This is a genomic window from Rappaport israeli, from assembly GCF_001888055.1.
Taxonomy (GTDB): Bacteria; Pseudomonadota; Gammaproteobacteria; order Cardiobacteriales; family Cardiobacteriaceae; genus Rappaport; species Rappaport israeli.
Genome location: NZ_LXHZ01000003.1, coordinates 45,783 through 59,140 on the forward strand (window position 1 = coordinate 45,783; position 13,358 = coordinate 59,140).

A 13,358-nucleotide genomic window follows, 5' to 3' on the forward strand; every position below is an offset into this window, starting at 1 on the left:
GCTCCTAATTATTTTGCTTGTTGGTTTTGTCCGTCGATGGCGTCGATGACAACTTCGGTGTAGTTTTGACGATGTCCTTGTTGTTTCATCGAGTGTTTGCGACGACGGAATTTGAGGATTTTTACTTTTTTATGGCGACCGTGTTCGGCGATAGTTGCACTTACGGTTTTGCCGTCTAAGTAAGGGGCGCCTACGGCGACGTTGGTGTCATCGGCGGCAATGAGTAAAACTTTGTCAAATGCGATGCTGTCGCCTGCTTCACCTGCAAGGGTTTCGACGCGTAGACGTTGACCAGGTTTGACTTTGTATTGCTTACCGCCAGTTTCAATAACTGCGAACATAATTTCTACTCCAAGAAGTTGACGCGAGTGCGCCTTGTTTTACAAAAGCGCGCTATGATACCTGTGTTTTTAAGATAAGACAATAGTTTAACGGGGTTTTATTGTGTGGTTGGTTTTATGGGTTGGGTTTTTCGGTGGGGTCAATGCCAAGGCTTCGTAGCTTGCGATAAAGGTTGGTGCGGTCCATGCCAACTCTGCCAGCAAGTTGGGCGATGTTGCCGTTGCAGTGGCGAAATTGTTCGAGTAGATATTGATGTTCAAAGACTTCGCGCGCTTCTCTGAGGGAGAGATCTTTGGGGATTATTTGCGACCATAGGTTGTCTTGTTGGGGGCTGTTGGTGGGGGTAAGGGCTTGTTTGGCTTCTTTGGCGTCAATTTCTGGGTTGTCGCTGGCGATGAGGAGGCGTTGGACTAGGTTTCTGACTTCGCGGATATTGCCTGACCAGTGGTGTTGGCGTAGGGCGTTTTGCGCGGCAAGGCTGAAATGGCGGTAGGTCATTTGTTCATAGTCGGCAAAATATTGGCTGAAGTGGTCGAGAAGCTCTGGGAGGTCTTCGCTGTGGTCTTTTAGGGGTGAAATGGTGAGGTTGGCAATGGTTAGGCGGTCAAAGAGTCGGCTGTCTAGGCGTTCTTTGAGTAGATGTAGGGGGAGGCGCGAGGCGGCAATGGTGCGGACGTTGACTTTGTGTTTACCGCTGCCATCGCTTGATAATAATCTTGATGTTCGAGGAGGTTTAGGAGGATTTCTTGGATGTCGTTTTTTAAGACGCTGAGCTCGTCAAGGTAAAGTGTGCCGCCGTTGGCTTGGGCAATGAGTCCGCTGCGTTTGTCGTTGCCAATGAGTGTGGGCAGGATGTCGCTGGCTTCCATGGCAGCAAAATTGGCGCTGATAAATGGGGCGTTGGCGCGTGCGCTGTGTTGATGGATGTATTTGGCAAGATGTTGTTTGCCAACCCCTGCATTGCCTGTGATGAGAAGTGGGAGGTCTTGTTCGGCAAGGATTTGTGCGCTTTGGCGCAGTTGTTGGCTGTGTTGGCTTTTGCCAATAATTTGTGCGGGGGGGTTGATTTGTGCTTTGAGGGCTTCGTTTTGTTTTTGTAGGTCGTGTTTTTGTAGGGCGCGCTCGATGGTGAGCATGAGTTTGGCGGTGGAGAGTGGTTTTTCAAGGAAGTCGTAGGCGCCGAGTTTGGTGGCTTCGACGGCGGTTTCTATGGTGCCGTGTCCTGACATCATGATAACGGGCGGGGGGAGTTGGTGTTCGTTTTGCCATTGGCGTAGGAGGCTGATGCCGTCGGTGTCTGGCATCCAGATGTCTAGGAGGATAAGTCGGGTGGTGGGTTTGATAGTGCTGGTGGGCGCTTTCGGCGTTATTGGCGGTGTGAATGCGGTAGCCTTCATCGCTTAGGATGTCTTCTAGGGAGTCAAGAATGCTTTGTTCGTCATCTACGATAAGGAGGGTGGCGTTGGTTTGAGTCATGAGGGCACTCCTAAGTGGGTGGATTTAGAGGGAGGGTGAGGCTTATTTTAGCACCCTCTAGGGTGGTGCTGTGGCCTGCTTGGATGTTGCCGTGGTGTTCGAGGATGATTTTTTTGACGATGGCAAGGCCGAGTCCTGTGCCTTTTTTCTTGCCAGTAACATAGGGTTCAAAGGGGTCTTTGTTAAGGTCAATAAAGCCTGTGCCGTTGTCTTCAATGGTGAGTAGGATTTGGTGGGGTTGGTTTTGGGTGGTGAGGATGATGGTGGGGTTGGCTTGGGTTTCGGTGGCTTCGATGGCGTTTTTGATGAGGTTGTGTAGACTTGACGCAGTTGGGTGGCGTCGGCGTTTAGGCTGGGGAGGTTGGGTTGGAGGTTTAGGGTGAGTGGGGTGTGGGGGTAGAGTTCGCTGAGTTCTTCTAAAAGGGCGTTGAGATTTAGGGGCGCGCGTCGCAGTTCGATGGTTTTGGCAAGGTGGCTAAAATCGCTGACGATGTCTTTTAGGGCGTCAACTTGGTTGATGATGGTTTGGGTGGCGCGGCTGAGGATGTGTTGGTCGTTTGAATCTTGTAGGCGGTTGTGGAGTTTGTGTTGTAGGCGTTCGCTTTGTAGGCGGATGGGGGTGAGGGGGTTTTTGATTTCGTGAGCGAGGCGGCGGGCGACTTCTTCCCAAGCGGCGTTGCGTTGGTGTTGGAGGTAGGTGGTGATGTCGTCAAAGACGATGACGTGTCCGTCGCGGTTGCGTTTGTAGGTGTCGGGGAGGCGGCTGCCGTGGCACATGAGAACTTTGCGGCTGCCAAAGCGGTTGAGGGTTACTTCTTGTTGCCAATTGCTGTAGGTGTTGAGGTGGGGGGCGAGGGCGTGGAGGAGTTCTTCGTAGCTGTCGCTTAGGTGGCTGTCGTTGGTGTGGGCGTGGGGTTGGTAGTGGTGGTGTTTTTGTCCAAGGGTGAGGTCTAGGATTTTTCCTGCGTTTTGGTTGTGGCTTTGCAGTTGTCCTTGGTGGTCTAGGGTGATAACGCCTGAGGTGAGGTTGTCCATGATGGTTTCAAGGTGTGCTTTTTGTTGGGCGAGTTGCTGTTGGGCGTGGGCGTTATTTTCTTGGGCGTTTTTGAGGGTTTGGGTCATGGTGTTAAATTGTTCCCCAAGTTTGCCAAGGTCGTTGTTGGGTAGTCCGTTGATGTGTCCGCTAAAATCGCCGTCGGCAACTTTGCGCGTGGCGTGCATGAGGATGCGTAGGGGGCGGGTCATGTGTTCGCCAAAAAGGATGCTAATCCATAGCGCAATGAGGATAGTTAGTAGGAGTATGAGGGTGAGAACAAGAATAAGGGAGACGGTGATATGGGGTTGTAGGTAGTTAAATCGTTGATGTTGTTGGTAGCTTTCGCGGACGGAGCTGGCTAGGGAGTTGAAGGCTTCGGGCATGGCGTAGACGGTTTGTAGGTAGAAGGGGTCGCGTCCGAGTTTGTTGATGTCGCTTAGGGCGCGGATGATGTATTGGTCGTTGTAGCTGGCAAATTCAAAATATTCTTGCTCTTGATTGACGCGGATGAGGGTTTCAGCGTTGGGTGGTTCGATGGTCATGATGTCGAGGTTTTGGTGGGCGAAGGCGACGATGTTGCCTTGTTGGTCAAAAACGGCAATTTCTAAAGCGCCTGTGTTGCGGCGCATGCCTTCGATGTTGTCTACTAGTTCGCCGTAGGTCATGGGGGCGATGAGTTGGGCGAGGCTGCGGGTGTCGTCCAGTGCATCTTTGGCGCGCATGGTGATGGCGGTGCGGGTGAGTTGTAGGGCGTCGTTTAGAGCACCAGAGACGCGACTGTTGAAGGTTTGCCCAAGGTTGTAGGATAAAAATTGCCAAGAAAAAAAGGCAATGATGCTGATAGGGAGAAGGGTGGCGGTGAGCATGGAGAGGGCAAAGGAGAGGGTAAGGCGTAGTCCGCTGCGCTGCCGGCTGAGGTGTTTGAGTAGGGCGATGATTTGCCAGACGATAACGCCTGTTAAGGCGGTGAGTCCGAGTACGGCAATGATGATTAGGGGGATGTAGTATTTGGCGGTGCTTTGTGGGTGGGTGGCGGCGTAGCTGAGTTGGTATAGCGCTATGAGGGTGGCTAAAATGATGGTGAGTCCCGCGATGAGACTCCACGCTATGCGTTTAAATCCTAGGCGGCGAGCTGACATGTCCACCACTTGCTTGAGAGTTGCCAGTCGCTGTCGTTTAGGGCGCTAATTTGTAGGGCGGCTGGGAGTCGTTGGGGGTCTAAACGAAAACGGACTTTTAAGCGTAGGGCGGTGGTGTTGGAATCGAGAGTGAGTATGGAAAGGGATTGAAGGGTGCCGATGGTTTTTAGGGTTTGTTCTAGTGAGGGTTGGCTTTTGGTTTTGGGGTTGTTGGCGGTGTTGAAGACGAAGGTTTGGGCAATGGGGTTGTAATGTAGGCGGATGGGGTAGAGGTGGTTGGTGGTGTGGTTAAGCCATGGGCGGGTTTGTTCGATTTCAATTTGGTAGTAAAAATAAAGGGCAAGTCCGCTTTTGAGTGCGGTTAGGGGGTCGCTTGGGAGGTTGATGTTGGTGGTGAGGGTGAGGTGTAGGCGGTGGTTTTGTAGGTGGCATTTGCCATCGGTGATGGTGATGGGGGCGCTATGTCCTAGAGAGGTAAATAATAGCGCTAGGAGTAGGGGAAGAAGAGGCAATGGGTTAGTAAGCATGGTTAGAGGGTTTTGCTGAGTAGGGCGTAAAAAAAGCCGTCGCCGTCGTTATCGGGAAGGCGGAGGTGTCCAAAACCTGTGTCTTGGGCGTGGGGGAGGGTGAGCGGTTGCAGGCGGGCGTTGGGGTGTTTGCCGAGAAATTGTTCGATGAGTAGTTGGTTTTCGCGTGGTTGTAGGGAGCAGGTGGTGTAGAGGAGGCGTCCGTTGGGTTTGAGGGTGCGCCAGAGGCTGGTGAGCAGGCGCATTTGTGTTTTGGGAAGGCGTTTGAGGTCGTCTTCGGTGCGCAACCAGCTGATATCAGGATGGCGTCGAATGACGCCGCTGCCTGAGCAGGGTGCATCTAGGAGGATGGCGTCATAGGGGGTGTTTTGATACCACTGGCTGATCTGGCTGGCATCGGCGCTAATGAGTTGGGCTTGGGCTTTGAGGCGGGTGAGGTTGTCGCGGACTTTTTTTAATCGTGCTGGGTCATGGTCGAGCGCGTCAAGGTGAATGTTGGGAGTAAGTTCGAGAAGATGCCCTGTTTTTCCACCAGGTGCTGCGCAGGCGTCTAGGATGCGCTCACCTTCTTTAGGCGCTAAGAGGCTGGCGGCGATTTGTGCAGCGGCATCTTGTATGGAGACGATGCCGTCGTTAAAGCCGTAAATGTCTTGTACTTTAAGTCCGCTGTTTAGGGTGATGGCTTGGGGATGCAGGGGGTTTTTGCGGGCGTCAGGGTGATGGGTAAGCCATTGATCGCGCTGATGGGCTGGATGGAGGCGGATGGTTAAAGGGGGCGCTTGGCTGTAGGCTTGTCCGATTTGTGGGAGGGCGGTTTTGTAGTGGCGCGCCACCCAATCAGGGACGTTGCGGTGTGTGTTGTGATTGAGTTGTTCTGTCCAATAGTCGCGTTCGCGTTGGGTGCGTCGTAAAATGGCATTAATCAGTCCTTTGGCGCGCGCGTTGCCGTTGTGTTCGGCTAGGCGGACGGTTTCGTTGATAACGCCGTGGTCGCCTAGGGCCATGCGCAATAGTTGGTAGAGTCCGAGGTTTAGAATAAGTCCTGCGGTTGGGTCTTGATTTAGCGGTTTGTCTAGCATGCTGTCTCGAATATGGCTAAGGGCGCGCATTTCGCGGAGGGTGCCATAAACTAGGGCTTGATAAAGGGCGAGGTCGGTAGGGCGGATGTTTTTTTTGCTGGGTTCGATTAAAACCGCTAGGGAGCGTTTTTTGTCGATGACTTCTAGGAGGGTGGTTAGGGCGGCTTGGCGTGCGGTGATGTTCATGGGTTAAATCTCAGGCCTGTTAGATGGTGTCCGTGTCGTAGGTCGGCGGCGTGGCATTTGGTTTTGCCTGCCAGTTGAATGTGTTGTAAGCGTAAAATGCCTTCTCCAGTTTGGACGTCAATGCCGTGTTGATGATGGGCAAGGATGGTGCCTACTTCTGCAGGACTGGTGTTTGGATTGTTGGGAAGTGCTTGGGCGCTAAAGATGCGCCAGTTTTGTGTCTCTAGGGCGCTATGCGCGACGGGGTAGGGTTATAAGCGCGGATGTGGCGTTCAATTGTGGTGGCGCTGTGTTGCCAGTTGATGGCTGCTTCGGCTTTGCTGAGTTTGTGGGCGTAGGTGGCTTGGGTATTGTCTTGTGGGGTTGGGGTGTTTGTTTGCGCGAGAATGTGTGGCAGCGCTTGGAGAAGGGTTTGTGCGCCTAGATGCATGAGTTGGTTGTGTAGAGTTTCTGCTGTTGTGGTGGGGGTGATGCTACAAGATTGTTGTAACCAGATATCGCCTGTATCTAGTCCTTCATCCATTTGCATGATGCTGATACCGCTTTGGGTATCTCCTGCGGCGATGGCGCGCTGAATGGGTGCTGCACCGCGCCAGCGCGGGAGAAGAGAGGCGTGAATGTTGATGCAACCTAATCGGGGAAGTTGTAAAAACCAGCTGGGAAGGAGTAGTCCATAAGCGGCAACGATAATCAGGTCGGGTGTGTGGTCAAAGAGGGAGAGCTCTGGTGTGAGGCGTTGGGGTTGAATGAAAGGGAGGTTGTATTGCTGGGCGGTTTGTTTAACGGCGCTTTGTTGGAGCTTTTGTCCGCGTCCTGCTGGGCGGTCAGGTTGGGTGAGTACGCCTGTAACGCGATACTCTGGATGTTGGCAAAGTTGCGCTAGGCTATAGGCGGCAAATTCTGGGGTGCCAGCAAACCATAAAGTGGCAGGGGTGTTGTGCATAAGATTATTGTTCGTTTTGTTGTTTGAGGTGTTTTTGCAGTTTTTTCTCGAGACTTTGGCGTTTTAAGCGCGAGAGGTGGTCGATAAATAAGATGCCGTTTAGATGGTCGATTTCGTGTTGAATGCACACAGCGAGTAGCCCGTCTGCGTCTAATTGATGTGTTTGTCCATCAACATCTTGATAGCGAATGCTAATATCGGAAGGACGCGTTACTTCGGCAAATTGCTCAGGAATAGAAAGACACCCCTCTTGATGGGATTTCTGTTCATCACTTTGGGCAATAATTTCAGGGTTTATTAGGGTGAGTTTGTCCGAGGCGCTAGAGGGGGCGGTATCGTCTAGAGTTTTGGGAACATCCATAACGATAAGACGCTGGTGGATATTAACTTGGGTGGCTGCCAGTCCGATGCCACGCGCAGAATACATTGTATCGTACATTGTGCTAATAATAGTTTTTAAGGTGTCGTCAAATTGAGTAACCGCTTTGGCGACAGTGCGCAGCCGTTTGTCTGGATGAATTAAGATGGAGTATGTATTCATAATGCAGGATTCCTTAAAAAGTTTAGACGCAATGTATAGGCAATGACCTGTAAAGTGGTTATTATACGCAAACAAGAGTATGGATTAAATGCAATTTGATGCAACCTAATGATTTGATTTAAAGGAGTCGTAATCGTGAAGATAAACCCAATACATGGATTGAGTGTGGCTTTGGTGACGGTTTTGGCGGGATGTACGTCGCCAAAAGAAGCTTTCTTAGATGCTAATCGTCAGCGTCCTAGTGAGCAATGTTTGCCATTTGATGGCACGATAGGTCAAGAAAATAGACAGCAGATGGCTGAACAAATGCCAGCTGTTACGAATCATGATGAGATTTTTGGCGATCATTTCCCTATGCAGTATGTGGTGAAAAAAGGCGATACGCTGTGGGATATTTCTAAAAAATTCTTGGCAAAACCATGGTATTGGAAGCAGATTTGGCATGATAATCCGCAAATCAAGAATCCGCATTTAATTTATCCTGGGGATGTGTTGAGTGTGGTTGCAATTGATGGGCAAAAATATGTGTCTATTACTAAAGAGGGTCAAGCGCGTAAAGGGAGGGTGTCTGCGCGCGGTGGCAGTGATTTGCCTGTTGTGAAGTATTCACCGCATGTACGTGAGCAGTCGTTGGCTGATGGTCCAATTAGTATTGCACATGCAACCATTCGTCCGCATTTGATGAAAACAAAAATTTATGCACCAGAAGCCATTAAGGATTTGCCGTTTATTTATGGTGATGCAGGAGATTATTTAACCTTATCAATGCAACATGAAATTTATGCAAAAGGGCTGACGCAATTAGAAGGGCAATATTTTGATATTTATCGAGTTGCACAACCAATTTTTGATTTGGAAAAATATAACCAACCTTCGCCTTATGCCTATGACCCTGATAGAAAGCCTATTGGGTATCAGATGGATTACATCGGCAAGGCGGGATTGGAAAAACATGATTTGGCAAATGATTTAAGCATTTTAAATCCAATTGAGGTTGTGCGTGATATGCGCGAAGGCGATGTTATTGTGCCTGTAGATGCTCGTGATGAAATAATGCAATATTTCCCTCAATTACCCTCTGCCTATTGTAATCGTGGTTATATTGTCAAGAAGACAAACAATTCAACTTTAGCAATTAAAGAATTTGACACCATCATTACCAGCTTTGGTGCAGATAATAATGCGCGCCCTGGAGATGTGTGGAAAATTGCGCGTCCTGGTCCAACGCGGGTGATTAATGGTCAAATCTTGCAAACACCTGATAAAGATATTGGTTATTTAATGATTTATCGTGTTTACAATGATGTGAGTTTGGCATTTGTGCTGGATTCTTCACAAGAAATTTATGAAACTGATTATCTTGTCCGCCCTTGAATGAACAGGATTTAGAGGCTTGGTGTTCGCTTTGGCGGGCACCAAGAGTCGGGGTAAAAACTTTTTATCAGCTTGTGGCGCTTTTTGGGTCGCCACAGGCGTTTTTTCATGCCTCGCAAAAAGAGTTGCGCGGAAAAATGCCAAATGTCGCCAGTGAAAAATATCAGACGTGGCAACAGGCAAAAGGCAGTGGGGCGCAAGATATTGCTTGGCTTAATGAGGGGGAAAGACGCGCGATTATTACGCTTGATGATGTGCGTTATCCGCCACTTTTAAAAATGATTTCTGACCCACCACCTCTTTTATTTGCTTGTGGTGAAATGGATTTGTTACAGCAGGAGCAATTGGCGGTGGTGGGCAGTCGTAATGCCACTCGTCCAGCGCTACAGACAACGACTGATTTTGTACAGGCACTATGCGCTCAGGGTTGGACGATTACCAGCGGATTGGCATTGGGGGTTGATGCAGCGGCGCACCAAGCGGCTTTAGATTGTAAGGGGCGTACTATTGCTGTGGTGGCAACGGGGCTAGATAGGGTCTATCCTGCTAAAAATCGGGCGTTGGCGCATGCAATTGCGCGTGATGGGTTGATTATTTCAGAATTTCCTATTGGTACAGGAGTGCGTAGTGGGCATTTTCCACGGCGTAATCGGTTAATTAGTGGGATGTCGCAAGGCGTTTTGGTTAGTGAGGCATCGCTTAAAAGTGGTTCGTTGATTACAGCGCGCATGGCGATGGAGCAAGGGCGCGAGGTGTTTGCTATTCCAGGCTCTATTCATAATCCTATGGCACGTGGGTGTCATTATTTGATTAAGCAGGGGACAAAGTTAGTTGAAACCGCCCAAGATATTATAGAGGAGTTGCAATATACCTCTTCCTTGGCGCGCAAAAGTACAAAACAAACGCCTGCAAAAAGTAATGCAACCAACTGAAAACACAACGCTTGAAGTAGATGAAAAGATAAAAGCGCCTCAAGAGATCACAACAGAAAATGAAGATGCACAACAACAGGTATTATTGGACTTGATGGGTTATGAGCCGTGGCATATTGACGCACTAATTACGCAAACTCAATTGACGAGTGCGCAAATTTCCGCCATGCTGTTAATATTGGAATTAGACGGCTGGGTGGAGAGTTTGCCTGGTAGTATTTTTCAGCGGATACGTTAAAGAATGGGGAAAATCCATGCGTGAATCGGTTATTGATGTATTGTTTTATCTTTTTGATGATATTTTGCCTGAGCAGAATTCGCATGAAACTGATTTAAATCAGATGGCTTTATGGCTTAGTGAGGCAGGATTTGAACGCGAGGATGTCGGGCGTGCAATGGATTGGTTTTATGAACTAACTCAGCTCAGCGCGCCTGTTGAAACTCTACGACATACTGGTATGCGTGATTATTCTGTGCGCATATTTTCTCCACAGGAGCAATTTTATATTGATGATGAGGGGCAAAATTATTTGCAAGGATTGCTGCGTATGGGGTTATTAGACAATGTATTGCTTGAGAAAGTCATTGAGCGGGCATTGGCGCTTGAGGAAGCGCTCGATGTTATGATGCTTCGCTGGGTTGCTGCGATGGTGGTATTAAATGTCTATGGTGTGAACGAAGAGGCGTTATCTGAGCCTTTACGCGAAGAGTTTTGCACGCCATTAGGAGAACAGCGTTTATTGCATTAAGCGCTAAAGGATAAATAGAAGAATTTTTATGGCTAAACATTTATTGATTGTCGAATCTCCAGCAAAGTCTAAAACGCTGGCTAAATATTTGGGTAAGGATTATGAAATTCTTGCCTCTTATGGGCACGTGCGCGATTTGATTCCGAAAAATGGCGCTGTGGAAACAGAAAATGATTTTGTAATGAATTACGCTGTGATTGAGCGCAATGCTAAACATGTCAATAGCATCGCAAAAACGCTTAAAGAGTGTGATGATTTATATTTAGCGACTGACCCTGATAGAGAAGGGGAGGCGATTTCGTGGCATTTGTATGAATTATTAAAAAATAAAGGCGCGCTAAAAGATAAGAAGGTTTATCGCGTGGTATTTCATGAGATTACTAAAAATGCGATTGAGCAAGCAGTGCAAAATCCGCGTGAGATTGCAATGGATTTGGTTAATGCGCAACAGGCGCGTCGCGCGTTAGATTATTTAGTAGGATTTAATTTATCGCCACTTTTATGGCGAAAGGTTAAACCTGGATTATCCGCTGGGCGAGTGCAAAGTCCTGCGCTTCGTATGATTGTTGAACGCGAGCGCGAGATAGAAGCTTTTGAGAGTGAAGAATATTGGAAAATATTAGCGCAACTTAGCCAAAACAATCACGATTTTCAAGCGCAATTAACTTATTATCAAGGCGAGAAAGTCAAGCAATTTACCTTTGGCAATGAGCAGGACACGCAAGCTGCGATTGCGGTACTGAAAAAACAGGCTAATGGACGGTTAACCGTGATAGAGGTGGTGGCAAAAGACCGTGCTAGACATCCAGCACCGCCTTTTATCACCTCCACTTTGCAACAAGAAGCTGCGCGTAAATTGCGCTTTTCTGCCCAACGTACTATGCGCGTAGCGCAGCGTTTGTATGAGGAAGGTTATATTACTTATATGCGTACGGACTCGGTTAATTTGGCTAAAGAGGCGGTTAGTGCGTTACGTGATTTAATTGCTACACAATACGGCAAGGATTATTTGCCAGAAAAAGAAAGAAGCTATCTAACCAAATCTAAAAATGCCCAAGAAGCGCATGAGGCGATTCGTCCAACAGATGCAACTGTAGAACCACAGGCATTAGCTGGATTGGGCGCAGATGAGCAGAAGCTCTATGATTTGGTGCGCAAGCGTGCGATTGCCTCACAAATGGCATCGGCGGTATTAGAGCAGGTGAGTATTGATTTTGAAGCTGGTGGGTTGGACAATCAATTCCGCGTGAGTGGTTCAACGATTAAATTCGCAGGCTTTATGAGCGTATATCTTGAAGATCAAGATGATGTCAGTGATGAGGTGCAGGCAATATTGCCTAAATTACAACAAGGCGATGTGGTTGCGTTAAACGATATTCTTGGAACGCAACATTTTACGCAACCGCCTCCGCGTTATACTGAAGCGAGTTTGATTAAATCCTTGGAAGAAAAAGGGATTGGGCGCCCTTCTACTTATGCAAGCATTATCAGTACGTTGGTTAGTCGTGAATATGTAGAATTAGAGGCAAGACGCTTTACGCCGACTATCATTGGGAAGGTGGTTAATGATTTTCTCACCAATCATTTTGAGCGCTATGTGGACTATGATTTTACCGCTAAATTAGAAGATAATTTAGATGATGTGTCGCGTGGAGATTTAGAGTGGAAGCCACTATTGCGAGAGTTTTGGGATAATTTTTCACAAAATATTGAGCAGAAGAAAGATATTTCCCGCGAAGAGGTGATGCAGGCACGTGATTTAGGCGTTGATAGCAAAACAGGTAAACCCGTTAGCGCGCGCTTTGGACGCTTTGGGCCGTTTGTGCAATTAGGCAGTAAAGAAGATGAGGAAAAGCCTAAATTTGCCAGCATTCCTGATGATTGGGATATGGAAACAATTACGCTTGAACAGGCGATGGAATTGTTTAAATTGCCACGTAGTTTGGGGAAAAGTGAAGAAGGCGAGGAAATGACGACCAATATTGGGCGTTATGGTCCTTATTTGCGCTATGGTAAAAAGTATGCTGCTTTACCAAAAGACGAAGACCCGCTTACGATTACGCGTGAGCGCGCGCTGGCGTTGATTGAGGAGAAGCGCGAGGAAGAGCGCAAGAAATATATTAAAGAAATTCCTTATGGGGAGGCGCCACTTCAGGTATTAAATGGACGTTTTGGACCGTATGTAACAGATGGCAAAGTAAATGCTTCTATCCCTAAGGCAATTGAGCCTGAGGATTTAACGCTTGAGCAAGCGCTTGATTTGATTGAAAAATCAATTGCGCGAAAAGCAAAGCGAGGCATGGCGACAAAGGGGAAAAAAGACGCTAACGAAAAGAAAGCATCGGCGAAAAAAACCACCAGTAAAAAGACCGCTGCTAAAAAATCGACTGCCAGTAAGGCTAAAGCAAGTACTAAATCTAAGTCATCAACCGCTAAGAATTCAACCGCTAAGAAAAAGAGTAGTGAACAATGAGTGAACAGAAATTAGACGATTTGCGTTATGGATTTGCATTTTTAATGCATGATACAACCCGCCTTATGAATCGTTATTACGACCGACGGGTGAAAATTCATGGGATTACGCGTACGCAGTGGACTTTGTTGACTTATCTTTCGCGCTATGAGGGAATTAGTCAAACAAAATTGGCAGAATATATGGATTTGGCGCCTATGACGTTAACGCGACAAATCGATAAATTAGAGCAAGATGGCTTGTTAGACCGTCGTCAGGATAGTCGCGATAGGCGAACCAATCTAATTTTCTTAACAGAAAAAAGCCAGCTGTTAATGAAAAATATGCATAAAATCGCAAGTGAGGCAAAAGAGGCTGGGTTATGTGATTTTAGTGAGCAGGAGCGCGAGCAGTTTCGTGAATATTTAGTACGCATGCGGCGTAATATGGCAAGCGCATAAAGCTTTGCGACTTATTCTAAGGCGCTTATTCACTTTGCTGGATAAGCGCTAAATTTTTATCTGTAATTTCTGCAATAGGGTAGGCGATTTTTTGCAAACAAAGGAGAGATGAAAACCAAAC

13 protein-coding genes and 3 pseudogenes are annotated in these 13,358 nt (G+C 47.9%); 7 read left to right on the plus strand and 9 right to left on the minus strand.

Features of this window, described 5'->3' with window-relative positions:
* Nucleotides 1–8: 8 nt before the first annotated feature.
* The 9 genes and pseudogenes from rplU to def form a co-directional block, all read right to left on the minus strand.
* Complete coding sequence (gene rplU, locus A5N84_RS00450; RefSeq protein ID WP_072280848.1) at nt 9–341, minus strand: 50S ribosomal protein L21; 333 nt, start codon at nt 339–341, stop codon at nt 9–11.
* Between the two features lie 115 nt (nt 342–456).
* Nucleotides 457–1,008, minus strand: a complete 552-nt coding sequence (locus tag A5N84_RS11095; RefSeq protein WP_456300050.1) for an AAA-type ATPase lid domain-containing protein — start codon at nt 1,006–1,008, stop codon at nt 457–459.
* On the minus strand, nt 963–1,739 hold the full coding sequence (locus tag A5N84_RS11100) for a sigma-54-dependent transcriptional regulator (protein ID WP_233119772.1): 777 nt from the start codon (nt 1,737–1,739) through the stop codon (nt 963–965). Before A5N84_RS11100 ends, A5N84_RS11095 begins: the two co-directional genes overlap by 46 nt.
* An 89-nt stretch (nt 1,740–1,828) precedes the next feature.
* Nucleotides 1,829–2,125 (minus strand): ATP-binding protein, encoded by a 297-nt coding sequence (locus tag A5N84_RS13135; RefSeq protein ID WP_408633824.1) that lies wholly within the window; start codon nt 2,123–2,125, stop codon nt 1,829–1,831.
* A gap of 215 nt (nt 2,126–2,340) precedes the next feature.
* A pseudogene (locus tag A5N84_RS00460) lies at nt 2,341–3,993 on the minus strand (HAMP domain-containing protein); the annotation flags it as partial.
* Entirely contained in the window at nt 3,975–4,520 is a 546-nt protein-coding gene (locus A5N84_RS00465; RefSeq protein WP_072280850.1) for a DUF4390 domain-containing protein, read from the minus strand. The pseudogene A5N84_RS00460 and the gene A5N84_RS00465, both read right to left, overlap by 19 nt.
* Nucleotides 4,521–4,522: 2 nt before the next feature.
* Entirely contained in the window at nt 4,523–5,785 is a 1,263-nt protein-coding gene (gene rsmB, locus A5N84_RS00470; protein WP_072280851.1) for a 16S rRNA (cytosine(967)-C(5))-methyltransferase RsmB, read from the minus strand.
* Nucleotides 5,782–6,728 (minus strand): annotated as a pseudogene (gene fmt / locus A5N84_RS00475) (methionyl-tRNA formyltransferase). Before fmt ends, rsmB begins: the two are co-directional and overlap by 4 nt.
* 4 nt (nt 6,729–6,732) lie before the next feature.
* Entirely contained in the window at nt 6,733–7,269 is a 537-nt protein-coding gene (gene def, locus A5N84_RS00480; protein ID WP_072280852.1) for a peptide deformylase, read from the minus strand.
* Between the two features lie 135 nt (nt 7,270–7,404).
* On the opposite strand from def, the gene A5N84_RS00485 reads away from it, so the two are divergent.
* The 7 genes and pseudogenes from A5N84_RS00485 to A5N84_RS00505 all read left to right on the plus strand — a co-directional run bounded on the left by A5N84_RS00485 (nt 7,405) and on the right by A5N84_RS00505 (nt 13,237).
* On the plus strand, nt 7,405–8,643 hold the full coding sequence (locus A5N84_RS00485) for a LysM peptidoglycan-binding domain-containing protein (protein WP_233119774.1): 1,239 nt from the start codon (nt 7,405–7,407) through the stop codon (nt 8,641–8,643).
* Nucleotides 8,640–8,702: pseudogene (locus A5N84_RS13140) on the plus strand (hypothetical protein); the annotation flags it as partial. The gene A5N84_RS00485 and the pseudogene A5N84_RS13140, both read left to right, overlap by 4 nt.
* A gap of 15 nt (nt 8,703–8,717) precedes the next feature.
* A complete protein-coding gene (gene dprA / locus A5N84_RS00490; RefSeq protein ID WP_233119775.1) occupies nt 8,718–9,575 on the plus strand; it encodes a DNA-processing protein DprA in 858 nt (285 codons plus the stop codon).
* Nucleotides 9,562–9,813, plus strand: a complete 252-nt coding sequence (locus tag A5N84_RS10400) for a DprA-like winged helix domain-containing protein (RefSeq protein WP_198923688.1) — start codon at nt 9,562–9,564, stop codon at nt 9,811–9,813. The genes dprA and A5N84_RS10400 overlap by 14 nt, the downstream gene beginning before the upstream one ends.
* A 16-nt stretch (nt 9,814–9,829) precedes the next feature.
* A complete protein-coding gene (locus tag A5N84_RS00495) occupies nt 9,830–10,324 on the plus strand; it encodes a DUF494 family protein (RefSeq protein WP_072280853.1) in 495 nt (164 codons plus the stop codon).
* 28 nt (nt 10,325–10,352) lie between these two features.
* A complete protein-coding gene (gene topA, locus A5N84_RS00500) occupies nt 10,353–12,797 on the plus strand; it encodes a type I DNA topoisomerase (protein ID WP_072280854.1) in 2,445 nt (814 codons plus the stop codon).
* Complete coding sequence (locus A5N84_RS00505) at nt 12,794–13,237, plus strand: MarR family winged helix-turn-helix transcriptional regulator (RefSeq protein ID WP_072280855.1); 444 nt, start codon at nt 12,794–12,796, stop codon at nt 13,235–13,237. The genes topA and A5N84_RS00505 overlap by 4 nt, the downstream gene beginning before the upstream one ends.
* Nucleotides 13,238–13,358 lie beyond the last annotated feature (121 nt).